Origin of the sequence: Bacillus sp. NH11B (genome assembly GCF_001884205.1) — a bacterium.
In the GTDB taxonomy this organism is placed as follows: domain Bacteria; phylum Bacillota; class Bacilli; order Bacillales; family Bacillaceae_G; genus Bacillus_A; species Bacillus_A proteolyticus.
The window spans coordinates 1-235 of record NZ_MAOG01000112.1; the positions used below are offsets into that span (position 1 = coordinate 1).

1 rRNA gene is annotated in these 235 nt (G+C 37.9%); it reads right to left on the reverse strand.

The window, feature by feature from the left end:
* A 5S ribosomal RNA gene (gene rrf / locus BAU27_RS21065) occupies window positions 1-70 on the reverse strand; the annotation flags it as partial.
* Between the last annotated feature and the right edge of the window lie 165 nt (window positions 71-235).

The following is a 235-nucleotide window of genomic DNA, read 5'->3' on the forward strand; positions in this document are numbered from 1 at the left end:
CGGCGCTAGAGAGCTTAACTTCCGTGTTCGGTATGGGAACGGGTGTGACCTCTCTGCCATCATTACCAGACTGTATTCATTTAAGACAAGAATTATTGTAACTCATTTAACTTTTAAAGTCAACAAGTTTTTTATATTCTTTCAAAACTAGATAACATTGCTTCATATTATATGGTTAAGTCCTCGATCTATTAGTATTCGTCAGCTCCACATGTCACCATGCTTCCACCTCGAA